Annotated in this window: 20 protein-coding genes and 1 tRNA gene; 10 read left to right on the top strand and 11 right to left on the bottom strand. The window is 64.1% G+C overall.

Annotated features, from left to right (window positions below):
* The first annotated feature begins 125 nt into the window (after positions 1 to 125).
* From CAG34_RS20000 to CAG34_RS20020, 5 genes are all read left to right on the top strand, one after another.
* On the top strand, positions 126 to 698 hold the full coding sequence (locus CAG34_RS20000; protein ID WP_085592005.1) for a DUF2796 domain-containing protein: 573 nt from the start codon (positions 126 to 128) through the stop codon (positions 696 to 698).
* Positions 699 to 1409, top strand: a complete 711-nt coding sequence (locus CAG34_RS20005) for an ABC transporter ATP-binding protein (protein WP_085592007.1) — start codon at positions 699 to 701, stop codon at positions 1407 to 1409.
* Positions 1409 to 2674 carry an ABC transporter permease gene (locus tag CAG34_RS20010; protein WP_085592009.1) on the top strand — a complete coding sequence of 422 codons (1266 nt, stop codon included), beginning with the start codon at positions 1409 to 1411 and terminating at the stop codon, positions 2672 to 2674. Before CAG34_RS20005 ends, CAG34_RS20010 begins: the two co-directional genes overlap by 1 nt.
* A 126-nt stretch (positions 2675 to 2800) precedes the next feature.
* Complete coding sequence (locus CAG34_RS20015) at positions 2801 to 3313, top strand: DUF3299 domain-containing protein (RefSeq protein ID WP_025337514.1); 513 nt, start codon at positions 2801 to 2803, stop codon at positions 3311 to 3313.
* 109 nt (positions 3314 to 3422) lie between these two features.
* Positions 3423 to 4106 (top strand): OmpW family protein, encoded by a 684-nt coding sequence (locus CAG34_RS20020; RefSeq protein ID WP_085592011.1) that lies wholly within the window; start codon positions 3423 to 3425, stop codon positions 4104 to 4106.
* Here CAG34_RS20020 and CAG34_RS20025 read toward each other — a convergent pair.
* A complete protein-coding gene (locus CAG34_RS20025; protein ID WP_085592013.1) occupies positions 4094 to 5299 on the bottom strand; it encodes an MFS transporter in 1206 nt (401 codons plus the stop codon). The two genes, CAG34_RS20020 and CAG34_RS20025, sit on opposite strands and share 13 nt — an antisense overlap.
* A gap of 102 nt (positions 5300 to 5401) precedes the next feature.
* On the opposite strand from CAG34_RS20025, the gene CAG34_RS20030 reads away from it, so the two are divergent.
* Positions 5402 to 5845: a helix-turn-helix domain-containing protein gene (locus CAG34_RS20030; protein ID WP_085592015.1), complete on the top strand. Its 444-nt coding sequence runs from the start codon at positions 5402 to 5404 to the stop codon at positions 5843 to 5845.
* Between the two features lie 211 nt (positions 5846 to 6056).
* Here the strand turns inward: CAG34_RS20030 and CAG34_RS20035 are convergent, their stop codons facing one another.
* Together CAG34_RS20035 and CAG34_RS20040 are read right to left on the bottom strand one after the other, a co-directional pair.
* Positions 6057 to 6989, bottom strand: coding sequence for an NAD-dependent epimerase/dehydratase family protein (locus CAG34_RS20035; protein WP_085592017.1), 933 nt, complete (start codon positions 6987 to 6989; stop codon positions 6057 to 6059).
* Positions 6982 to 7866: a sugar nucleotide-binding protein gene (locus CAG34_RS20040; RefSeq protein WP_085592019.1), complete on the bottom strand. Its 885-nt coding sequence runs from the start codon at positions 7864 to 7866 to the stop codon at positions 6982 to 6984. The genes CAG34_RS20035 and CAG34_RS20040 overlap by 8 nt, the downstream gene beginning before the upstream one ends.
* Positions 7867 to 8130: 264 nt before the next feature.
* On the opposite strand from CAG34_RS20040, the gene CAG34_RS20045 reads away from it, so the two are divergent.
* The gene (locus tag CAG34_RS20045) at positions 8131 to 9171 is read left to right on the top strand and encodes a TauD/TfdA family dioxygenase (RefSeq protein WP_085592022.1); all 1041 of its coding nucleotides are present in this window, start codon (positions 8131 to 8133) and stop codon (positions 9169 to 9171) included.
* Between the two features lie 17 nt (positions 9172 to 9188).
* On the top strand, positions 9189 to 9983 hold the full coding sequence (locus tag CAG34_RS20050; RefSeq protein WP_085592024.1) for a TSUP family transporter: 795 nt from the start codon (positions 9189 to 9191) through the stop codon (positions 9981 to 9983).
* 8 nt (positions 9984 to 9991) lie between these two features.
* Here CAG34_RS20050 and CAG34_RS20055 read toward each other — a convergent pair whose 3' ends face one another.
* A complete protein-coding gene (locus CAG34_RS20055) occupies positions 9992 to 10801 on the bottom strand; it encodes a helix-turn-helix transcriptional regulator (protein WP_025337507.1) in 810 nt (269 codons plus the stop codon).
* Positions 10802 to 10977: 176 nt separating this feature from the next.
* Between CAG34_RS20055 and CAG34_RS20060 the strand changes: the two genes are divergently transcribed.
* On the top strand, positions 10978 to 12420 hold the full coding sequence (locus CAG34_RS20060) for a sodium:alanine symporter family protein (protein WP_025337506.1): 1443 nt from the start codon (positions 10978 to 10980) through the stop codon (positions 12418 to 12420).
* 72 nt (positions 12421 to 12492) lie between these two features.
* The gene (locus CAG34_RS20065; protein ID WP_085592026.1) at positions 12493 to 13482 is read left to right on the top strand and encodes an asparaginase; all 990 of its coding nucleotides are present in this window, start codon (positions 12493 to 12495) and stop codon (positions 13480 to 13482) included.
* Between the two features lie 126 nt (positions 13483 to 13608).
* Here CAG34_RS20065 and CAG34_RS20070 read toward each other — a convergent pair.
* The 7 genes from CAG34_RS20070 to fdnG all read right to left on the bottom strand — a co-directional run bounded on the left by CAG34_RS20070 (position 13609) and on the right by fdnG (position 22822).
* Positions 13609 to 13704: transfer RNA gene (locus tag CAG34_RS20070), tRNA-Sec, on the bottom strand.
* Positions 13705 to 13710: 6 nt separating this feature from the next.
* A complete protein-coding gene (gene selB / locus CAG34_RS20075) occupies positions 13711 to 15633 on the bottom strand; it encodes a selenocysteine-specific translation elongation factor (protein WP_085592028.1) in 1923 nt (640 codons plus the stop codon).
* Positions 15630 to 17057: an L-seryl-tRNA(Sec) selenium transferase gene (selA, locus tag CAG34_RS20080; RefSeq protein WP_085592031.1), complete on the bottom strand. Its 1428-nt coding sequence runs from the start codon at positions 17055 to 17057 to the stop codon at positions 15630 to 15632. The genes selB and selA overlap by 4 nt, the downstream gene beginning before the upstream one ends.
* Positions 17058 to 17219: 162 nt before the next feature.
* Positions 17220 to 18146 carry a formate dehydrogenase accessory protein FdhE gene (fdhE, locus tag CAG34_RS20085; protein WP_085592033.1) on the bottom strand — a complete coding sequence of 309 codons (927 nt, stop codon included), beginning with the start codon at positions 18144 to 18146 and terminating at the stop codon, positions 17220 to 17222.
* A gap of 4 nt (positions 18147 to 18150) precedes the next feature.
* Positions 18151 to 18807 carry a formate dehydrogenase subunit gamma gene (locus tag CAG34_RS20090; RefSeq protein WP_075044437.1) on the bottom strand — a complete coding sequence of 219 codons (657 nt, stop codon included), beginning with the start codon at positions 18805 to 18807 and terminating at the stop codon, positions 18151 to 18153.
* Positions 18804 to 19754, bottom strand: coding sequence for a formate dehydrogenase subunit beta (fdxH, locus tag CAG34_RS20095; protein ID WP_085592035.1), 951 nt, complete (start codon positions 19752 to 19754; stop codon positions 18804 to 18806). The genes CAG34_RS20090 and fdxH overlap by 4 nt, the downstream gene beginning before the upstream one ends.
* Positions 19754 to 22822, bottom strand: coding sequence for a formate dehydrogenase-N subunit alpha (gene fdnG, locus CAG34_RS20100; RefSeq protein ID WP_143516518.1), 3069 nt, complete (start codon positions 22820 to 22822; stop codon positions 19754 to 19756). Before fdnG ends, fdxH begins: the two co-directional genes overlap by 1 nt.
* Positions 22823 to 22938 lie beyond the last annotated feature (116 nt).

Genomic DNA, 22938 nt, shown 5'->3' on the forward strand with positions numbered 1-22938 from the left:
ATTCCCTGAACCCAAGTCAATGCCACCATCCTACCCCAACATGAAACCTGCGCCACGCAGGCTGGCAGCACGCCGAAAAGTTGTTATAACATAACCCAATCTTCCCGCCCGCTCCGGAGTCGTCCATGCGTCGCCTGTTGCTCGCCCTGCCCTTCGCCCTGCTGCCCCTGGCCGTGGCCCATGCCCACGATGATGACCATGATCACGACCACGCCCACGGCACCCTCGGCGCCCACGAGCATGGCGTGGCCAAGCTCAACGCCGTGCTCGATGGCAACACCCTGGAGCTGGAGCTGGACAGCCCGGCAATGAACCTGGTCGGCTTCGAACACGCCGCCAACAGCGACGCCGACAAGGCCAAGGTCGCGGCGGTGCGCCAGCAGCTGGAGCAGCCACTGAAGCTGTTCGGCCTGCCCGCTGCCGCTGGCTGCAAGGAAGACCAGCAGGAACTGGAAAGCCCGCTGTTCAGTGATGCCCCGAAAGCCGACGACGATGGTGACGAGCACGAGCACCAGCACAGCGACATCGGCGCCCATTACCAACTGACCTGCGCCAACCCCGACAAACTGATGCAGGTGGACCTCGCTCCGCTGTTCAAGGCCTTCCCGGCCACCCAGAAGATCAACGTTCAACTGATCGGCCCCAATGGCCAGAAAGGCATGGAAACCACACCGGCCAAGGCCGCGGTCGCGTTCTGAATGCGCCAGCCGTTGATCGAACTGCATGACCTGGTGTTCGCCTGGCCCGGCCAGCCGGCGCTGCTGGATATTCCGGCATTCCGCCTGGAGGCTGGCGAGGCCCTGTTTCTCAAGGGCCCCAGCGGCAGTGGCAAGACCACATTGCTGGGCCTGCTGGGCGGGGTGAACGTACCGGGCCAGGGCCGCATCCAGTTGCTCGGCCAGGACCTCGGCCGCCTGGGCCAAGGCGCCCGTGACCGCTTCCGGGTCGACCACACCGGTTATATCTTCCAGCAGTTCAACCTGCTGCCGTTCCTCTCGGTACGCGAAAACGTCGAGCTGCCCTGCCGCTTCTCGCGCAGCCGCAAGGCCCGCGCCGAGCAGCGCCATGGCAGTGTCGACCAGGCAGCCGGCACGCTGCTGGCCCACCTGGGCCTGGACGACCCCGCCCTGCTCGCCCGCCGCGCCGACAGCCTGTCGATCGGCCAGCAGCAACGGGTCGCTGCCGCCCGCGCACTGATCGGCCAACCCGAACTGGTGATCGCCGACGAACCGACCTCGGCGCTGGATGCCGACACCCGCGAAGCGTTCATCCGCCTGCTGTTCGATGAATGCCGCGCCGCCGGTGCCAGCCTGCTGTTCGTCAGCCACGACCAGGGCCTGGCGCCGCTGTTCGACCGCCACCTGTCGCTGGCCGAACTCAACCGTGCCGCCAAGCCCCGGGAGGCCTGATGTACCTGCTCCGCCTTGCCCTGGCCAGCCTGGCCAACCGCCGCTTCACCGCATTCCTCACCGCCTTCGCCATCGCCCTGTCGGTGTGCCTGCTGCTGGCCGTTGAACGGGTCCGTACCGAAGCCCGGGCCAGTTTCGCCAGCACCATCAGCGGTACCGACCTGATCGTCGGCGCCCGCTCCGGCTCGGTGAACCTGCTGCTGTATTCGGTGTTCCGCATCGGCAACGCCACCAACAACATCCGTTGGGACAGCTATGAGCACTACGCCAAGGACCCGCGGGTGAAATGGGCCATCCCCATCTCGCTGGGCGACTCGCACCGTGGTTATCGAGTGATGGGCACTACCGGCGACTACTTCAGCCGTTACCAGTACGGCCGCCGCCAGCACCTGGAATTGAGCCAGGGCCGCGCGTTTGCCGATGATCCGTTCGAGGTGGTGCTGGGTGCCGAAGTGGCCGAGGCGTTGCACTACAAGCTGGGCGACAAGCTGGTGCTGGCACATGGTGTCGCCGCGATCAGCCTGGTCAAGCACGACGACAAGCCATTCACCGTGGTCGGTGTGCTCAAGCGCACCGGTACGCCGGTCGACCGCACGCTGCATATCAGCCTGGGCGGCATGGAAGCCATCCACATCGACTGGCACAACGGCGTGCCGGCCCGTGGCGCCGGGCGTATCAGCGCCGAGCAGGCACGGACCATGGACCTGCAGCCTGCCGCCATCACTGCGTTCATGCTCGGCCTGAACAGCAAGATCGCGACATTCAGCCTGCAGCGGGAGATCAATGAATACCGCAGCGAGCCGTTGCTGGCGATCCTGCCCGGGGTAGCCCTGCAGGAGCTGTGGAGCCTGATGGGCACCGCGGAGCAGGCGTTGTTCGTGGTGTCGCTGTTCGTGGTGCTGACCGGCCTGATCGGCATGCTTACGGCGATTCTCACCAGCCTCAATGAACGCCGCAGGGAGATGGCGATATTGCGCTCGGTTGGCGCCAGGCCGTGGCATATCGCAGGGCTTCTGGTGCTGGAGGCACTGTCGCTGGCGGCGGTCGGGATCGCTGCCGGGCTTGGCTTGCTGTATGCGGGAATCGCCCTGGCGCAGGGGTATGTGCAAGCCAACTATGGTTTGTATTTGCCGCTGGCCATGCCGAGCGCTCATGAATGGACGTTGCTGGCTATCATCCTGGGAGCTGCGCTGTTGATGGGCAGCGTACCGGCGTGGCGGGCCTATCGGCAGTCGTTGGCCGATGGCTTGTCCATTCACCTCTGAGTGCGAGTAATGATCGGAAACCTCACCGCCTTCTTCGCGGGCGCGCCCGCTCCCACAGGGCTTTCACAAGGTTCGAAGCCTGTGGTGAACCCTGTGGGAGCGGGCATGCCCGCGAAGAGGCCAGCACTGCATACGCTGCTGATCCTGCTGCTGACAGTAGCGATGCCGCTGTGGGCCTCGGAACCCCGCGAACTTGACTGGCCCGCCCTCATCCCCGAAGGCGCCCCGGTCATCCCGCCCCAACTGGCGCCGCTGCACGACATGTCGCAGCTCAGCAACGCCCTGTCCGCCGAGTCCGCCCCACCGGCGCGCCAGCAGGCACCCGACGCCCCGGTGGTAAAAAGCCTCGACGGCCAGCAGATCAAACTGCCCGGCTACATCGTGCCGCTGGAGGTGAGCGAAGAAGGCCGCACCACCGAATTCCTGCTGGTCCCCTATTACGGCGCGTGCATCCACGTGCCACCACCACCCTCGAACCAGATCGTGCACATCTTCAGCGAAATGGGCGTGCGCGTAGAAGACCTCTACCAGCCCTACTGGATCGAGGGAAAGCTGCAGGTTAGAGCCTCCAGCAGCGAACTGGCCGATGCCGGCTACCAGATGGAAGCCGAGAAAATATACGCTTATGAGCTGAGATGAGAACTGTTTCGAATTCGTGACGACGCTTCTTTGAGCTGGGTCAAACTTTCTGTTTAACGGCATCCGTACCATTGGACTACTCGATTACTCACGTCCTCTGGGAGCTTCCATGAACAAGTCCTTGCTCAGCGCCGCCCTCGCGGCCCTGGCGCTCGCTGCCCCTGTCGCCCACGCCCACCAGGCAGGCGATATCATCGTCCGCGCAGGTGCCATTACCACAGCTCCCAACGAAAGCAGCGGCGACCTGAAATTCGACGGCAACAAAGTCTCGGGCACCAAGGCGACTCTGGACAGCGACACCCAACTGGGCCTGACCTTCGCCTATATGCTCACCGACCATATCGGCCTCGAGCTGCTGGCTGCCACCCCGTTCAAGCACACCGTCGGCGTCAAAGGCCTGGGCGGCGGCCTGGACGGCAAGCTCGCCGACATCAAGCAGCTGCCACCGACCCTGTCGTTGCAGTACTACCCGATGGAACCGACTTCCAAGTTCCAGCCGTATGCCGGCGTCGGCATCAACTACACCCTGTTCTTCGACGAAGACCTCAGTAGCGCACGCAAGCAGCAGGGCTTCAGCAACCTGAAGCTGCAAGACTCGGTCGGCATCGCCGGCCAGCTGGGCATGGACTACATGATCACCGACAACTTGCTGGTCAACGCATCGGTCTGGTACGTCGACATCGACACCAAGGCCAGCGTCGATGGCCCGTCCGCACTGGGCTACAGCAAGACCAAGGTCGACGTCGATGTCGACCCGTGGGTGTACATGGTCGGCCTTGGCTACAAGTTCTGACCTGAACACTGCAGGGCGGCTTCGGCCGCCCTCGCGCGTTGCAGCCATAGCCAGTACCCCAGCGCCACCGCGCTGATGCCCATCCCAAGCCCACACACCGCTGCCCACCCCCAATGGGCATACACCCAGCTCGCCAGCACTGCCCCCACTCCACTGCCAAGCGAATAGCAGCACATGTAGGCACCGATCAACCGGCTGGCCATTGCGCCACGCCCGGCCAGCAGCAGGCTCTGGTTGGTGACATGCACCGCCTGCACGGCAAAGTCCAGCATCAGCACACCCAACCCGAAGGCCATCAGTGAATGCCCGACGAAGGCCGTGGGCAGCCATGACAGCACCAGCAAAACCAGCGCTACTCCGGTGGTGCGCTCCCCCAGCCCCTGGTCGGCCAGGCGACCGGCGCGCGCTGCCGCCAATGTGCCAGCAACACCCGCCAGGCCGAACAGACCGATCGCGGTATGGCTCAGCGCCAGTGGCTCGGCACTCAGGGGCATGACCATGGCACTCCAGAGCACGCTGAACGCAGCGAAGATCAACACGCCGAACAGCCCGCGCTGACGCAGCAGCCGGTCGTGCCGGTACAGCCTGAACTGGGCAACGATCAGCGCCCGATAGCCAGACCGCAGCGACACCGGTTGCCCCGCGGGCAGGCTGCGCCACAGCACCAGGGCCAGCAGCATCAGCAGCCCTGCGGCAATCAGGTACACGCTGCGCCAGCCAGCCAGGTCGGCAAGCCCGCCCGAGACCAGCCGCGCCAGCAGAATGCCCAGCACTACGCCGCTGGTGACGGTGCCCACGGCCTGCCCTTGCTGGCCGGGGGCGGCAAGGCTCGCTGCATGCGCCACCATCACCTGCACCATGACCGCCATCAGCCCGGTGATGGCCAGGGCCAGCAGCAATAGCGCCCAGTTGGGCGCCATGCCTACCCCAACCAGCGCCAGGGCCGAGAACAGCAACTGCCCGAGCAACAGGCGCTTGCGGTCGATCAGGTCACCCAGCGGCACGATCAGCAACAACCCCAGGGCATAGCCCGCCTGGGTCGCGCCTACTACCCAACCGATCTGCTGCTGCGCCACGCCCAGGTCAGCGGCCATCGACTCGAGCAAAGGCTGGGCGAAATACACAGTCGCCACGGCCATGGCGCTGGTGATGGCCAGCAGCAGGGTTATCCAGCGTGTCAGTGCAGGGTTCATCGGGCTGGCCTCGTCAATCTGGTTTCGAATTGAAACCACATGCTGGCTATTTAGCAAATGTGGTTTTAATCTGCAACCAGATGATCACGAAAGGCCCTGTCCATGCTCGATGAAAACAATGCGCAATGCCCCGTCGCCCGGGCCCTGGAGGTGCTGGGAGACCGTTGGGCGCTGATGATCCTGCGCGACGCCTTCGATGGCCTGCGGCGCTTCAGTGAATTCCAGAAGAACCTGGGGCTGGCGAAGAACATCCTCGCCTCACGGCTGAAGTGGCTGGTGGAAAGCGGGCTGCTGACGCTGCAGCCGGCGTCGGATGGCAGTGCCTACAAGGAGTATGTGCTGACCGAGAAAGGGCGATCGGTGTTCCCGGTGGTGGTTGGCTTGAGGCAGTGGGGGGAGCGGTTTCTGTTCGAGGCGGGTGAGGTGCGTTCGGAGTTGGTGGATGGTGATACGGGGCAGGCACTGGAAACATTGCAGGTGCGAGCCCGGGATGGGCGGGTGCTGGCGGCAGGGGATTGCCTGCGAAAAGTGGTGCGGCATGAGTGATTCTGGGGCTGCTGCGCAGCCCATCGCCGGCAAGCCAGCTCCCACCTCGACCGCATTGACCTCAAGCCATGGGCTATCACTTGGGGAGCTGCCTTGCCAGCGATAGGGCCAGTACAGGCAGCACAAGACAGTTGCTCCCACAGGGACCGCGTACTCGCTCTTGTGGGAGCTGGCTTGCCGGCGATAGGGGCGCAAAGCGCCCCCAAGCATTTCAGCCCTTGCCCAGAAGCCGCGACAAGCCCTCGACCATCGGCGTCGCCTGCGGAAACTCGAACCGCGCCAACAAGCGCTGGTTATCCGCCCGCGAATGGCGAATGTCACCCGAACGTGCCGCCACATAGCTGACCGCCGGCAAGCTACCCACCACCTTCTCAAGCGCTGCCAGCAACTGGTTGAGCGATGTGGCCTGGTTGAGGCCGATATTCACCGCCCCCTCCTCGACCTGCGGCTGCTCCAGCGCCTGCACCATCACCTGCACCAGGTCGCCCACGTAGAGGAAGTCCCGGGTCTGCTCGCCATCACCGAACACCGTAATCGGCAAACCCTTCACAGCGCGCTCGGAGAAAATGCTGATCACCCCGGAATACGGCGAGGACGGGTCCTGGCGCGGCCCGAAGATATTGAAGAAGCGGAACACCACCGGCTCCAGGCCATGCTGGCGACGGTAGAAGTCCAGGTACTGCTCACTGGCCAGCTTGTCCACGGCATACGGGGTCAGCGGCGCCTTGGGGGTGTCTTCGGCAATCGACTCACCTTCACCATTGTTGCCATACACCGCCGCACTGGAGGCGAACAGCACCCGGCGCAGCCCATGCACGCGCATGGCTTCGCACACGTTGAGGGTGCCGATGAAATTGCTCTGGTGGGTCCGCACCGGGTCCTCGACCGAGGCCTGCACCGAGGCCACCGCTGCCAGGTGCACCACGGCACTGCAGCCAGCCGCAACCTGCGTGACCAGCTCGGCATCGGCGACATCGCCTTCAATCAGTTCCAGCCGTGGGTGGCCGACCTGCAGGTTGCCCCGCTGGCCTGTGGAAAAGTCGTCGAGAATGCGTACGGCGTAGCCTTTGTCCAACAACGCATCGCACAGGTGGGAGCCAATGAAGCCGGCACCGCCGGTGATCAGGATGGGGGCGTCAGCCATGGCGGTAGAACCGGTCCAGTAGAGGCGGCAGGCCGGCGCGCCAGGCGCGCGGCTTGATGCCGAAGGTATGAAGGATTTTCTTGCAGGCCAGTACCGCGTGCTGCGGCTCTTCGCTGGCATCCGGCCGTGCGGCATGGGCCTGCGGCGTCGGCGCCTGCACGGCCAGCTGGCGGTACTGGCCTGCTTCGGTAAGGATCGCCTGGCCAAGCGCCAGCGGCGTGGTCGCCTCGTTGCCGGCGTAATGGTAGGTGCCCCACAGCGGCGCACTGCAATCGAGTTGCTTGAGCACCGACAGGATCACCCGGGCGGCGTCGTCGACCGGCGTCGGGTTGCCACGCCGGTCATCGGCCAGCAGCAGTTCCTGTGGTAGCTCGGCGCGGGTCAGGAAACGGCCCAGCGCCCCGTCGATGCTTTCGTCGAGCAGCCAACCAAAGCGCAACAGCACGTGCTGCGGGCAAGCCGCGCGCACGCTCTGCTCGATGCGCCACAGGGCCTGACCACGCAGGCCCAGCGGTACCGGCTCGTCCTTTTCGCTATAGGCCGTGGCCCGCGAACCATCGAACACGCGGTAGCTGGAAGGCTGCACCAGGGTGATCTGGTGGTGCTGGCACAGTTCCGCCAACCGCTCCACAGCTCGCTCCTGCTGGGCCAGGCGCTGTTCACTGACCGACTCGGCCTGGAACCAGTCGAAGTAATAGGCCAGGTTGACCAGGGCATCGGGACGATGATCGTCGAGCAGCTGGGTGAGGCTGGCCGGCGTCCAGCCGTTCTCGGGCGGGCGCGGCGCCAGGAATGCGATGTCCTCCTCGGCCCCAAGACGAATCAGCGCTTGCCCGAGGGCATTGCCACCACCCAACAGCATTAGGCGCATACGCATAGAGTCAGCAGATCCGGAGAGGTTGATTGAAGGAAAGGGGTCATTTTGCGGTTTCCTGCCCGGGAAGTCCAACACCGGACCCGTTCGATGCCACAGGCGGTATTGATTCCAAAGTTCCACAGTTCAATACCACCATAGGCAGAATTCTCCTACGACATACCAGGAACGAGCTGACTTCCATGCCGCAGCACAACCGCATTGAATAGTTGACTCCCCCACTTGCCAACCGGGGAGCTTCACAAAAACAAGTACAGGGAACGTTCAATGCCTCGTTCGGAAGTTGCATACCTGGATTTCAGCCCGGAGCAAAGCAAGGCCATAACCTTTGCAAGCCAGACCATTGCTGACTTGGGTGGCCCGGAGACCAAAGGAGTAGCACTTCAGGCTCGTATATTCGCCGATCAACTCGAGCAAGCCTTGAGTGAGGAACAGCGTGCACTGTTACAACGCTTCAGTGAAGGCCAGCTATCTGCCTTGATGTACAGGCAGATGCCTTGTGCCAACGAGCCAATACCAGAGTACCTGCCCGACATTTCCGCCCTGGCGCAAAACCCTCGCTGCCAATACCTTGCCTCCCGCAATCAACTGCTGCTGGAGCTCGTGCGCTACCGCAGTTTCGCCTTCGATATAGACAACGATGGTAAACAGGTTCGCCTGGTCGGCAACTTCAAGGGCGGTGGCCGCATCCCGCGGCTCGACGAAAATCCCTGCCTGGAAGTTGAAACCAGCTCCCATGCGGGCTTGCGCTTGGGGCCGCACACTGAAGCGCCCTACAACTGCTCGACAATTTCCACCAATGCCAACTCCCCTGCCCCCTCTGCACTGATTCTGACTGCGCGCTGGAACCCCGCCAATGAACCTACGAATGTCTTCCCGCTCCGGGAAATCATCGAACGCCTGGGTAGCCTGGACACACTTGCGCTGACTTCAACGTCCTTCGACTTCACCCGCAGTGACTGCTTCGCTCACGGACAAGGCAATGCAGGCAAAGCAGTTTCAATGCTGCAATTCGAGCCCAATGGTGGTTTCTCTGTTCGTTACAACAGCTATCGCTTCAGCCTGAATGAACGCGCCTGCAGCGCAGCGGCGCGCGCTTTCGACGCCTTTCAGAAAGCACTGGATAACGCACGACCACTGGCGTTTGTCCTGCAGCCTGACAGCGCACTGTTGATCAACAACAGCCGAGCCTTGCACGGCCGCGACATGGTCCAGGACAACCGGCGGCTGCTCATCCGTCAATTCGGATACTCCCCCTTCGCAGTACCGTTGGTGCTCGCTGAAGACCCACTGCTCGTGCGTGGCTGATCACAGGAAAACACCCCATGATCGAATTCGACGTAACGCTTGTTCTGACACTCGCACTGGTGGCACTGATGGCCGGCTTTTTCGATGCCATCGCCGGTGGTGGCGGCCTGATCACGCTCCCGGTGTTGTTCATTGCCGGTATCGAACCCTTGGCGGCAATTGCCACCAACAAGTTCCAGGCGGCTTCGGCTACGGTTTCGGCTACATGCGCCTTCGCCCGCAAAGGCATGATCGACTGGAGACGAGGCAGTCCAATGGCTGTCATGTCTTTTATCGGAGGGGCGTTGGGTGCCTTGTCGATAACTTACGTGCCCAAAAGCGTTCTGCAGGCGTGCGTCCCACCACTGCTGATTCTGATAGCCGCTTACTTTGCCTTCAGCCCAAAGCCGAATGAACAAGCGCGCAAGGCAAAGGTATCGACCAGCCTGTTCTGCCTGACGGTTGCACCGATCATTGGCTTTTATGACGGTATCTTCGGCCCTGGTGTCGGCTCGTTTTTCATGCTGGCCTGCGTGATCCTCCTGGGCCAGCACTTGATACAAGCCGTGTGCACCAGCAAGCTTTTGAACGCAGCCTGTAACCTGGGCGCATTGTCAGTCTTTTCACTCAGCGGGGCGATCATCTGGCCACTGGCGCTGGCAATGGCGTTCGCGGCTTTTGTGGGGGCTCAATTGGGCGCACGCTGCGCAGTGCACTTTGGCCCACGGCTGATCAAGCCATTGCTGGTCTGTGTTTGCTGCATCATGGCAATCAAGTTGCTGCTCGACCCAGGCAACCCTGTTGGCGAGTGGTTACATCAACTTGTTCTCTGAAAAAAGCATCACTCGATTTCGAACAGACTGTTACGCAGCGGCCCCACGCTGAGGCGCTCACGCACATCGTCATCTATGCGGGGATCATCCGGCTGGTACAGTTTTACCTGCCGGTAGACATTGATGCGATTGATCTCCTCTCCCAGGTAGTCCCACACAACCCGAGTGCAGGCCGGGTTGCGCCGGTCTCCGCTGGATACGCCGGCCTTCAGGCCGTTGAGGCGGGTAATGCGGCTTTTGAAACTGGGGATGAGGATAGTCTGGCTCATCTCGTTGAACGTCAGCGACTCGTAATCGACCAGGAACATCCGGTCCTGCAACTGGAACGCCGCTCCCAGATAGCGACAACGCACCTCGGCATGGGGGTTGGTGGCGCTGGAACGCTCCTGGCGTTCCTGGCGTTCGAAAAGGAACTGCCCGCGCTCCTCCCACAGGTGAACCAATGACACCAGGACCGTGCCCGGAACCGACATGCAGTTGGAATATTCCAGGTAATAACCGCAATAGCGCGACAGGTTCCCCGCATGGGCGTGCAACGGACGGAACAGATCACTGATCGGGTCGCCAGGCTGCTCGGCCGGGGTCGACACGCGAGCACCGATCAGGCGGCTGAACTGCTCGGGTGGCAAATGCAATTCGTAATCTTCGACTCCGAAGAAATCGCCGATGCGCTTGAGGTTGTAGGCCGTCGGGCGGCTCTGCCCGCTCAGGTACTTGTTGAACTGCGCGCGGTTGATCGACAGCTGGCGGCAAACTTCGGAGATAGAGCGGTAGTGGCTGCAGGCCAGTTTGAGGTTGGTAGCGAAATGATCGCTCATGACTCGGGACTCAGGTGACGCGAATGGCGCAATTGTAGCATCAAGTTGCACCAAATCAGAGCAACCCGCGAAATTGTAACCGCTCTTGTCATAGCCAACCATGCGCCCCACGAAGCGGTGCGCCTGCCGTCCGCTGATCTTTCCACACGAACAATAAGAATCGAGGTCATTTTCCAATGCTCGAAGTACTCAACGATTTCCTCTCGGGGAAACTTCTCATTGTGCTGATCGTAGGGCTGGGTAGCTACTTCACCATCCGTTCCCGGTTCGTCCAGTTCCGCCATTTTGGCCACATGTTCGGTGTGTTCAAAGAATCGCTGCGTGGCCAGGCAGGCCAGCTGAGCTCGTTCCAGGCCCTGATGCTGAGCCTGGCCGGCCGCGTGGGCGCCGGTAACATCGCCGGTGTCGGTATCGCCGTGACCCTGGGCGGCCCAGGCGCGGTGTTCTGGATGTGGGTCACCGCACTGGTGGGCATGTCCAGCAGCTTCTTCGAATGCACCCTGGCCCAGGTCTACAAGCGCGCCGATGGCGACGGCCTGTACCGTGGTGGCCCGGCCTACTACATCCAGCACGGTCTCAAGCTGAAAAGCATGGCCATCGTGTTCTCGATCCTGCTGCTGGTCACCTACGGCTTCGCCTTCATCGGCCTGCAGTCGTACACCGTGACCCACTCGCTGCAGAACGCCTTTGCCTTCGACCCCAAGCACACCGGCATCGTCCTCGCCGTGCTGCTGGCCATCACCTTCATTGGCGGCATCAAGCGCATCGCTGCGGTGTCCGACCTGCTGGTACCGGTCAAGACCCTGGCCTACATCGGCGTGACCCTGTACGTGATCGGTACCCAGATCGAGCACGTGCCAGCCATGCTGGAAACCATCTTCAAGAGCGCCTTCGGCCTCGACCCGGCATTCGGCGGCCTGCTCGGCAGCGCCATCGTCATGGGCGTGAAGCGTGGTGTGTTCGCCAACGAAGCGGGCCTGGGCAGTGCGCCGAACGTCGCCGCCGTGGCCGCCGTGAAACACCCGGGTGCGCAGGGCGTTGTCCAGGCATTCAGCGTGTTCCTCGACACCTTCGTGATCTGCACCTGCACCGCGTTGCTGATCCTGTTGTCGGGCTTCTACACCCCGGGCTTCGAAGGTGACGGCATCGTCCTGACCCAGAACTCGCTGGCCGCCGTGGTCGGTGACTGGGGCCGCGTGTTCGTCAGCGTGGCGCTGTCGCTGTTCGTCTTCACCTGCATCCTCTACAACTACTACCTGGGCGAGAACAGCCTGCAGTTCCTCAGCCGCAACCGCGTGGTACTGATGGTGTTCCGTGGTCTGGTGCTGGCGCTGGTGGTATGGGGTTCGATGCAGGACCTGTCGACCGTGTTCGCCTTCGCCGACATCACCATGACCTGCCTGGCCTTCGTCAACCTGGTGGCCCTGGCCCTGCTGTTCAAGGTCGGCCTGCGGGTGATGCGCGACTACGACGACCAGCGCAAGGCGGGCGTCGACCAGCCAGTGTTCGACTCGGCCAAGTTCACCGACCTGGACCTGGACCGCAATGCCTGGCCTGCCAATCCGCAGGCGGAAACAGCCACTGACAAAGCAGTCGGCCAAGCTCAGACGCAGCGCTGATATCCTCTCCTGCCCAGCCGCCCCGTCCGCGGGCGGCTTTTCTTTCTCCGCTCATCGCTACGGATGCTTTCCATGCGTGCAGTAAAGAATCTTCTCGTTCTCTATACCGGTGGCACCATCGGCATGCTCGAAACACCGGAAGGCCTGGCGCCGGCCGGTGGTTTCGAAGCGCGGATGCGTGAACACTTCGCCCAGTTGGCCGATGCGCCCCAGGTGCAATGGACCCTGCAGGAACTGAACCCGCTGCTCGACAGCGCCAACATGCAACAGCACAACTGGCTGGCGATGCGCGATGCCATCGTCGCAGCGGTAGAGGTGGCTGGCCATGATGGCGTGTTGGTGCTGCATGGCACCGACAGCCTGGCCTACAGCGCCGCGGCATTGTCGTTCCTGCTGCTGGGCCTGCCGGTGCCGGTGCTGCTGACCGGCTCGATGCTGCCGGCGGGTAGCGCGGACAGCGACGCCTGGGACAACCTGTGCGGCGCACTGCGCCAGTTCGAACAGGGGCTGGAAGATGGCGTGCAGCTGTACTTCCATGGGCAGCTGCTGCATGGCTGCCGGGCGTCGAAGCTGCGCAGCGAGGCGTTCGATGCCTTTGCCGCGCTGCCGCGTCATCGTGACAGTGAGCGCGCCACGGCGATCCCAGCCGAACTTGGCTACAAGCACCCGCGCCAGCCGGTCAACCTGGCGGTAGTGCCGGTGTTCCCGGGCCTGCAGGCCGGGCACTTGCAGGCACTGCTGGGCAGCGGCGTGCAGGGGTTGCTGCTGGAGTGCTACGGCAGCGGTACCGGGCCGTCGGATGACCAGGCGTTGCTGGATGTGCTGAGCGCGGCACGCCAGCGGGGCGTGATGCTGGCGGCTATCAGCCAGTGCCCAGAGGGGTCGGTGGTGTTCGACACCTATGCGGCGGGTAACCGCTTGCGCGGGGCCGGGCTGGTCAGTGGCGGTGGCATGACCCGGGAGGCGGCGCTGGCCAAGATGGTTGCGTTGCTGGGGGCCGGGCTGGATGTCGACACGGCGGAGCGGTGGTTTGCCCTGGATCTGTGTGGGGAACGGGCCTGAGTGTTGCCTGGTCTGGCCCTATCGCCGGCAAGCCAGCTCCCACAGGGATAACACAAGGCCTGAGGCCTGTGGAGTACCTGTGGGAGCTGGCTTGCCGGCGATAGGGCCCTGACAGGCAAAAGAAAATGGCGGAAGGCAGCGGGAGTCGAACCTGCCCGGGAACGGCTGCCGTCCCCAACCGGGTTTGAAGCCCGGCCGCGCCACCGGGCGCGATTGCCTTCCTTGAACTCAGTGCCTGGCCTGCTGCTGGGCCAGGGCGCTGTCGGCGCGAATGTGACGCTGATCGGCCACCCTCCGGGTCAGGCCGATGCGGTCGAAGTACTCCAGAATCTGCACACTGCGCTTGCGACCGATGCCCAACATATCGCGAAACGCGGCAACCTGCACTATCGGCGTTTCACTGGCCTGCCCCAGCAGCAGCTCTGCCATGCGCTGTAGCGTCGCCTCGGGGTAGAACAGGTCGCGCACCACCTGGTGCACCATGCCCAACCGGGCCAGCTTGCGCAGCAACAGGCGCACATCGGCTTCGGCACAATTTTCCTCGCTCGCCAGCGTCCTGACCCAGGGCGGATCGTATTGCCCCGCCAGCAACTTCGGTTGCAGATTTGCCCATAACGCACTGTCGGCTTCGCTCAGCTGCACCTTGTGATCGGGCAGGTGCAGCCAAGGCCCGCTGCTGGCAATGGCGCCGTCCTCGAGCAACTCATCCAGCAGGCTGACAAAAACGGGCCGCTCCAGCGGCAAGGCAGCAAAGCGGCGCAGGCGGTCGCGGTCCGGGCCGAGCTGGTCGGGCTCCTGTTCATGGAACCGCGCCAGCTGCTCCAGCACCTGCCGCTTGAGCGCCTGCCACCGGGCACTGGCAAACAGCAGTTGGCCCTGCCGCGTGGCCACCACCAGCACGTCTTCCGGCAACTGCCAGGTTTCGCGCAGGCGATTGAACTGCCGCTCCAGACGCTGTGGGTCGATACCCCCTGGTGCGCTGGCAAGCAGTGCCGGCAAGGCCTGCTCCAGGTCCTCGGCATCACGCAGCACCTGCAATTGGCGCAGGCGCTCATCGCTGCGACGCTGACGGCTTGGCGCGAACGGGTCGAGCACCTTGCCGCCCCCCAGGGTGCGCTGGGCACGCTGGTCGCGCAGTACCAGACGGTCGCCGTGTACCGCCTGCAGCGGCGCGTTGAGCAGCAACTGGGCGAACATGCGCTGGCCCGCCGCCAGGGTTTCACCTTCGAGCAAGGCCACCCGGGCGGTTACGTCCTGGGTGCCGAGGTGCACGTGCACAGCGCTGAAATGTTCGAAGGTACGGGTCTCGCCCGGCAACAGGTTCAGCTCGATATCCACCCGCACGCTGGGGGCGTGCAGCCACTCTGGCACCAGCCAGTCACCTCGGCGCACCTGCTCCACCGCCAGCCGTTCGGCAGCGATGTTCAGTGCCACCCGCTGGCCCGCCTCGGCCACCAGCGCGGCCTGGTTCTGCGCATGCAGGCCACGCACCCGCACCGGTTTGCCGGCCTTGCCCAGCAACAAGGTGTCGCCGGCACTGACCCGCCCAGCCAGCGCCGTGCCCGTGACCACCACACCCGCACCGGTAACGGCGAAGGCGCGGTCGACGGCCAGACGGAAACCACCACGCACGCTGCGCTGGCGCACGCGCTGTTGCGCGGCCAGCACGGCCTGGCGCAGGGCATCGATACCTTCGCCGGTCACACTCGACAACGGAAACTGCCGTGCACCAGCATATGGGCCCGGCGCCAGAAGCTCGCTGACCTGTGCCTGCACTTCGACCAGGCGGGCCGGCTCTACCCGGTCACATTTGCTGATCGCCACCAGGGCCTGAGGGATGCCCAGCAGCTCGATGATCGCCAGGTGCTCTCGGGTTTGTGGCATCACCCCGTCGTCGGCCGCCACCACCAACAGCACCAGGTCGATGCCGTGGGCGCCGGCCAGCATGTTGTGAATAAAGCGCTCATGGCCCGGTACATCGATGAAGCCGGTCAGCGCTGCCCCCTCGGTCAACGCCGCATAGCGGTAGCCAAGGTCGATGGTCATGCCACGGGTGCGCTCCTCCTGGCGATGGTCACCGGCCTGGCCGGTCAGGGCCTGGAGCAGTGCGGTCTTGCCATGGTCGATGTGGCCGGCGGTACCAACGATCACTGTACCGGCCCCAATTGCAGGGCGGGCAACTGCGCCAGCCACTGGGCCTCGTCATCCAGTTGCCGCAGGTCCAGCCACAGGGCGTCATCGTCGATTCGGCCGAGCACTGGCACGGGCAGACCGCGCAAGGCGCGCTCCAGCACATGCAGGCTGCGCCCGCGCAGCTTCTTCGACACCTGCGGGCGCAGGCACAATGCCGCGCTTGGCAGGCGGGCCACCGGTTGGCTGCCACTGCCAATCATGCCCAACGCCGGTTCCACGCTGACCGTCCATTGTTCGCCGAGGCGGGCCTTGAGCTCTGGCGCCAGGCGCTCGGCCTGGAACTGGATTTCTACCTGGCTGCGGGTCAGCAGGCGCAGACTGGGCAGGCGCTCGGCCAGGCGGTCGGGGTTGCGGTACAGCGCCAGCACCGCTTCGAGTGCGGCCAGGGTGATCTTGTCGACCCGCAGCGCGCGCTTGAGCGGGTTCTTCTTGATCCTGGCGATCAGCTCCTTGCGCCCGACGATGATTCCGGCTTGCGGCCCGCCCAGCAGTTTGTCGCCGCTGAAGGTGACGATATCGGCACCGTCAGCCAGGGCCTGGCGCACGGTCGGCTCGGCGGGCAGGCCCCAGCGGGTAAGGTCAAGCAGGCTGCCGCTGCCAAGGTCTTCAAGCAGCGGCAGGTCATGTTGGTGGGCGATGCGCGCCAGCTCGCCGGTGGGCACCTGGGTAGTGAAGCCCTGGATGCTGTAGTTGCTGCAATGCACCCGCATCAGCAGGCCGGTACGTGGGCTGATGGCGGCCTCGTAGTCACGGGCGTGGGTGCGGTTGGTGGTGCCGACTTCGTGCAGCTTCACGCCGGCGCGAGCCATGATGTCGGGGATGCGGAAGGCACCGCCGATCTCGATCAGTTCACCGCGGGAGATGATCCCCTCCTTGCGCGCGCCCAGGCTGTTGAGCGCCAGCAGCACGGCGGCGGCGTTGTTGTTGACCACGGTGACGGCTTCGGCGCCGGTCAGCTCGCGGATCAGGCCTTCGATCAGGTCGTCACGGTCGCCGCGCTTGCCGGTGGCCAGGTCGAATTCCAGGTTGAGCGGGTAGCGGGCGGCGGTCTGCATGGCCTCGATGGCCTCCTCTGGCAACAAGGCGCGGCCGAGGTTGGTGTGCAACACGGTGCCGGTGAGGTTGAACACACGGCGGACCTGGCTGCGTTGCTGGGTGGCCAAACGTTCGCCAGTGCGGCCCAGCAGGACTTCAGCGGCCAGTTCGGCAGCGCTGAGCTGGCCGGTGCGGGCGGGGTCGCGCAGGTCGTCGAGCAGTTGCCGCAGGGTGGTGAGGACCGCGTCGCGACCGTGGCGGTCGATCAGCGGGAGGCAGGCCAAGTGGCGCAAAAGGGTGTCGATGGAGGGAAGGCGTGGGGTGTCGCTGGCTAGGCTGGAGGACATGCGGTACTACCTTGGACTGATCCGTTGTCTGTACTGGCCTCTTCGCGGCGGTTCGACCTGCCCACTCCCACAGGGTTCTCCACAGGTCTCGAGGCCTGCACAGGTCCTTGTGGGAGCGGGCGTGCCCGCGAAAAGGGCGACTCGGTACTGCAGTGTAGACCCTCACCCACTACCCGGTGCGAGCATCAGGTTCGGTGCCAACCGATGGAAGCCCTCCTCGTCCAGGCGAATGTCCAGTGCCAGGCTGGCCAGGTCATCGGCCAGCGGCTCGGCCGCCGCATCGTTTTCCAGGTAGTTCTGCTTCAGGTAGCTCTCGCACTCCGGGCAGCACTCTGCCCGTAGCGGCGCCTTGCCCGGCGCATGGCGGTCATCGTCAAGGCTGGTATAGCGCAGGTCCTTGCTCGACTCGCAGTACACGCATTTGACCCGCACCACATGCCATTCGCAGGCACACAGCGAACAAGCCAGGTAGCGCAGGCCATTGTGCTTGCCGCGGTTGCGCACCACCCCAGCCATCGCCGGCGAACCGCAGGCCGGGCACTGGGCCAGGCTGCCGGCGGGCTTGAGCTCTGGCGCGGGCAGCGCCAGCAACCAGCTGGACCAGGCCGCCTGCAAGGCCGCCCCAATGAACGGCACCAGTGCCGCAGGCACGGCATCGTACTGGCCGGCGAGCAAGGCGATGCCCCAACCCTTGCGTTGATGGTCGTCACTGCTGCGCAGGGCTTGCAGCGCCTCCCCCAACGGACCGCTGGTGTCCGCGTCGAGGTGCTCAAGCAAGGCCTGCAACCAGACCAGCCACGGCCCCTCACGCACCAGGCTGTCCGCCGCCAATGGCGGCAAACCATGACTTATGCACAGGCGCTGACGCTCCTCGGCCACCGGCATGCCAGCGGGCGGGTTATCCACAAGCTGCTGCTGGATACGGCACAAACGAGCCACCAGCTTCAGGTATTCGCCAAGGGCATTGCCCTCGGCCAGTTGCTCCAGGCGCGCGGCGCGCAGTTCGAACAGGTTGGCAGGGGGCAGGTGCAGAAACGGCGGCATCACTGCCGACGCTTCGATCTGCCCGGGTTCGAGTATCGTGCTCAAGCGCTCATCCTTCTTTTCGTCCGTGATTGCCCGGCGTCTTGTCACCGGTCACTTCGCGGTACCACAACTCATGGTGCTTGCGCGCCCAGGCGCGGCTGACCCAGCCATGCAGCATGGCGCCGATCGAGCCCTTGATCCAGATGCCGGCGTAGATGTGCACGATGATGCTGAGGATCAGCACGAACGCCGCCAGGGCGTGGAGCAGAGCGGACAGGCGAATGACCTCGATGCCGAACAAATGGCTGAAGTATGCGCGCCAGATCACCACGCCGCTGACCAGCAGAACCAGCATGCACACCAGCAGGGTCCAGAACAACAGCTTCTGCCCGGCGTTGTACTTGCCGATCGGTGGCACACCCTCCTCCTTGTTGAGCATCACCCGGTCCACGCGGCGCAGCCACAGGCGGTCGTTGGCAGTGATGAAGTTGGCCCGCCAGAAACGCAGCACCAGGCCGAGGAAGAACACGAACATCGCCACCCCGATGAAGGGGTGCAGGATGCGTGTCCACGGCCCACCGCCGAACAGGTTGCTGAGCCAGAACAGCGCCGGATGGAACAGCGCCAGCCCCGACAGGCCAGCCAGGACGAACAGGATCGCGACGACCCAGTGGTTGCTGCGCTCGTTGGCGTTGTAGCGCAGGATGGGTTTGTTGTCGTTCATGGTCGCTGCTCCCCTTGCCCGCCGGGCTTGGTCGGATCATAGACATGGACCGACGGGTCCACCTGGTGCACGCTTTCATCCGCAGGTGCCGGGTGTTCGTCCTCCTCCACCCGCTGTGGCCCGACCCGCACATAGTGGAAGAACCCGGCCAGCACCGCCGCGCCCATGGCCAGCAGCGCCAGCGGCTTGGTGAAGCCCTTCCACAACCCCACCAGCGGGCTGATCACCGGCTGGTCCGGCAGGCCGGCGTACAGCTTCGGCGTGTCGGCATGGTGCAGCACATACATCACGTGAGTGCCGCCGACGCCGTCCGGGTCGTACAGCCCGGCCTTGTCGTAACCCCGCGACTGGAGGTCGACGATGCGCTCGGCGGCATGCACCTTCATCTCGTCCTTGGTGCCGAACACGATGGCCCCGGTCGGGCAGGTTTTCACGCAGGCCGGCTCCAGGCCCACGGTCACGCGGTCGGAACACAGGGTGCACTTGTACGCCTTGTGGTCCTTCTGCGAGATGCGCGGGATGTTGAACGGGCAACCGGTGATGCAGTAGCCGCAACCGATGCAGTGGTCCTGGTTGAAGTCAACGATGCCGTTGGCGTGCTTGATGATCGCCCCCGGGCTCGGGCAGGCCTTCAGGCAACCTGGCTCGGCGCAGTGCATGCAGCCGTCCTTGCGAATCAACCACTCCAGGTTGCCGTCGTCGCGCTCGTGCTCGGTGAAGCGCATCAGGGTCCAGGTCTCGGCGGTGAGGTCCTGGGGGTTGTCGTAGGTGCCGTGGTTGTGGCCGACCTCGTCACGCAGTTCGTTCCACTCCGAACACGCCACCTGGCAGGCCTTGCAGCCGATGCACTTGGTGGTGTCGATCAGCTTGGCGACTTCCTGCTGCTGGCGTACCGAAGGCGGTACGGTGGTGGTGGCCGAGCGGGCGATGATGTCTTGGCTGGCCATCAGAGTTTCTCCACTTTGACGAGGAACGACTTGGACTCTGGCGTCTGGGTATTGCCGTCACCCAGGAAAGGCACCAGGGTGTTGGTCAGGTAGCCATGCCGCGTAGCCCCGGTGAAGCCCCAGTGCAGCGGGATGCCGATCTGGTGCACGGTCTGGTTGTTGACCTTGAGCGGGCGAATCCGCTTGGTCACCACTGCCACCGCCTCGATGTGCCCGCGCTTGCTCGACACCCGCACCCGGTCACCGGCCTTGATACCTTTCTCGTTGGCCAGCACCTCGCCGATTTCGACGAACTGCTCGGGCTGGGCAATGGCGTTGAGCCGGCAATGCTTGCTCCAGAAGTGGAAGTGCTCGGTCAGCCGGTACGTGGTCGCCGCGTACGGGAACTCGTCGTGCTTGCCGAGGCTGTCCCACACCGAGTCGAAGACCCGCCCGGCCGGGTTGCTGGTGGCCTTCTTGTTCTGCGGGTGCAGCGGGTTGATGCCAATCGGCGTCTCGAACGGCTCGTAGTGCTCGGGGAACGGGCCTTCGGCCATCTTGTCGATGGCGAAGAACCGCGCCACGCCTTCGGGGTTCATGATGAACGGGTTCATCCCCGCCTCGGGCGGCGAGTCGACCTTGAAGTCGGGCACGTCGGTGCCGGTCCAGGCCTTGCCGTTCCACCACACCAGGCGCTTCTTCTCCGGGTCCCACGGCTTGCCTTGCGGGTCGCTGGAGGCACGGTTGTAGAGGATGCGGCGGTTGGCCGGCCAGGCCCAGGCCCAGTTCTGCACCTGGTGCATGCCGTACGGGTCGCTGTTGTCACGGCGAGCCATCTGGTTACCCTGCTCGGTCCAGCTGCCGGCGAAGATCCAGCAGCCGGACGCGGTGCTGCCGTCGTCCTTGAGCTGGCCAAAGCCCGCCAGTTGCTGGCCGGCCTTGAGCACTGCGCCAGTCGGGTCGGTGACGTCGGCCACCGCCCAGCCGTTCATTTCCTTGGCCAGTTCCTCCGGGGATGGCTCTTCAGGGACCTTGTATGGCCAGTTGATGTTCATCAGCGCATCAGGGTAGGCGCCGCCCTCGGCCTGGTAGCGTTGGCGCAGGCGCAGGAACAGCTCGCTCATGATGTGAACGTCGGTGCGGGTCTCGCCCGGGCCGTCGGCGCCCTTCCAGTGCCACTGCAGCCAGCGGCTGCTGTTGACCAGCGAGCCGTCTTCCTCGGCGAAGCAGGTGGTGGGCAGGCGGATCACTTCGGTCTGGATGTTGGCCGTGTCTACATCATTGAACGGCCCGGCGTTGCGCCAGAACTCCGAGGTCTCGGTGGCCAGCGGGTCCATGATCACTAGCCACTTGAGCTTGCCCAGGGCCGCGGTGACGCGGTTCTTGTCCGGCAGCGCGGCAATCGGGTTGAAGCCCTGGCACATATAGCCGTTGACCTTGCCCTGGCCCATCATCTCGAACATGCGCAGCACGTCGTAGGCCGGCACGTCGAGCTTGGGCAGCCAGTCGTAGCCCCAGTTGTTCTCCGCCGTGGCATTGGCGCCGTACCAGGCCTTCATCAGGCTGACATGGAACTTGCCGTAGTTCTGCCAGTACGACAGTTGGCCAGGGCGCAGTGGCTTGGAGGCGCGCTTGTCGATATAGGCGGCATAGTCCTGCTCGGCATCGCCGGCCAGGGTCAGGTAACCCGGCAACGAGTTGGACAGCAGGCCGAGGTCGGTCAGGCCCTGGATGTTGGAGTGCCCGCGCAAGGCGTTGACCCCGCCACCCGGCATGCCGACGTTACCCAGCAGCAACTGCACCATGGCCGCACTGCGGATGATCTGTGCGCCGATCGAGTGCTGCGTCCAGCCAAGCGCATAGAGGATCGTCATGGTCTTGCCCGGTACCGAGCAGGTAGCGATCTCTTCCCAGATCTTCAACATGGCGTCCTGCGGCATGCCACAGGTCATGCTCGCCAGTTCCGGGGTATAGCGGCTGTAGTGCTGCTTCATCAGCTGGAACACGCAGCGCGGGTGCTGCAGGGTCGGGTCGACCTTGGCAAAACCGTCCTCACCCAGCTCGTAACCCCAGCCGGACTTGTCGGCATACACGCGCTTGGCCTCGTCGTAGCCGCTGAACAGGCCATCCTCGAAGCCATAGTTCTCTTTGACGATGAACGACACGTCGGTGTAGTTGCGCACGTACTCGTGCTGGATCTTGTCGTTGCTCAGCAGGTAATTGATCAGCCCGCCCATGAAGGCGATGTCGGTACCGGTACGGATCGGTGCGTAGTAATCCGCCACCGAAGCGGTACGGGTAAACCGCGGGTCGACCACGATCAGCCGCGCCTTGTTGTGCGCCTTGGCCTCGGTCACCCACTTGAAGCCGCACGGATGCGCTTCTGCTGCGTTGCCACCCATCACCAGGACCAGATTCGCGTTGGCGATATCGGACCAGTGGTTGGTCATGGCGCCACGGCCGTACGTCGGGGCAAGACTTGCCACCGTCGGGCCATGTCAGACACGAGCCTGGTTATCGAACCCCAGCATGCCTGTTGCGCGGACGACCTTGTGGGTCAGGTAGCCAGCCTCGCTGGAGGCGGCGGAAGCAGCGAGAAAACCGGTGGTGAGCCAGCGGTTGACCGTTTGCCCCTGGGCGTTCTTTTCGATGAAGTTGGCGTCGCGGTCCTGCTTCATAAGGTCGGCGACGCGATCGAGCGCCTCGTCCCAGCTGACCCGCACCCACTCCTTGCTGCCCGGCTTGCGTACCTCGGGGTACTGCAGGCGGCTCGGGCTGTGGATGAAGTCCAGCAGGCCAGCGCCTTTCGGGCAGAGGGTGCCGCGGTTGACCGGGTGGTCGGCGTCACCTTCGATATGGATGATGTTCTGTTTGACGTTCTTGCCCGCATCGCCCTGGCTGTACATGATCAGGCCGCAGCCGACCGAGCAGTAGGGGCATGTGTTACGGGTTTCTTTGGTATGCGCCAGCTTGAAGTGACGCACCTGCTCGGCGAATGCTGGTGTCGGGGCCATGCCCAACGCCGCAAGGCTCGAGCCTCCAAGGCCGACGGCGGCGACCTTGAAGAACTGCCGACGGTTCAGGTCCATCGTGCACTCCTGATCAGGTGGTGGACGCACGGAACATGGCCGGCGCCTCTTGGTAGTCACGGTGGCGGCCAATTGATGGCCGCCAGCAGTTAAGACTAGCCAAGAATCGAGAAGGT

This window comes from Pseudomonas sp. B14(2017), from assembly GCF_002113255.1.
Lineage (GTDB): Bacteria > Pseudomonadota > Gammaproteobacteria > Pseudomonadales > Pseudomonadaceae > Aquipseudomonas > Aquipseudomonas putida_Z.